Origin of the sequence: Pseudoalteromonas citrea (assembly GCF_000238375.3) — a bacterium.
In the GTDB taxonomy this organism is placed as follows: Bacteria; Pseudomonadota; Gammaproteobacteria; order Enterobacterales; family Alteromonadaceae; genus Pseudoalteromonas; species Pseudoalteromonas citrea.
Window position 1 is genome coordinate 1 of record NZ_AHBZ03000006.1, and the last position, 639, is coordinate 639.

The following is a 639-nucleotide window of genomic DNA, read 5'->3' on the forward strand; positions in this document are numbered from 1 at the left end:
CTCACTGCCTTGTTGACCTAACGTATTCACATCTAATATGCGCAGTGGCTCTACTTTCGCATCGCTATCATAACGCTGCTCGGCACTAGAAAAGCGTAAGTTAAAAGCATCATGTTGCTCTACCAATTGCGCCAAACATGCTTCTAAACGCGCCATATCTAACTTTGGTGTGCACAATAGGAACGCCTGATTCCAATGTCCTGGCACTGCAAAGTCATTAGCAAAGAACCAAGCTTGAATTGGCAATAAGTCAAAGTTCCCTGCCAAGCGTCCTTGCTCCGTTTTTAATTCGAGTTGAGCACTGTCTTGTTTACGGGCGATTTCTGAACTTAGTCCTGCGATTGTTTTGTGGGTGAAAATATCTTGGATGGTTAACGCTACACCCAATTGTTGTCTTAATTTACTGCTCAGCTGAATACTGATAATACTATCGCCACCTAGGTTGAAAAATTCATCCTCAACTCCCACTTGCTCTAGTGGCAAGCCCAGCGCATTTGCCCACAATTCACTGATATCACGTTCCAAATCTGTACGCGGGGCGACATATTCCCGCGCTAATAAATGTTCGGTATCTGGCAGGTTTGCTATGTCCACTTTGCCATTTGCCGTTAAAGGCAATGTCGTTAAGTGGATCCATAC

Annotated in this window: 1 protein-coding gene; it reads right to left on the bottom strand. The window is 44.6% G+C overall.

Going from position 1 to position 639, the window contains the following annotated elements:
- Nucleotides 1-639: phosphopantetheine-binding protein (locus PCIT_RS00035; RefSeq protein WP_010368395.1), on the bottom strand; the 639-nt coding region annotated here is incomplete at both ends.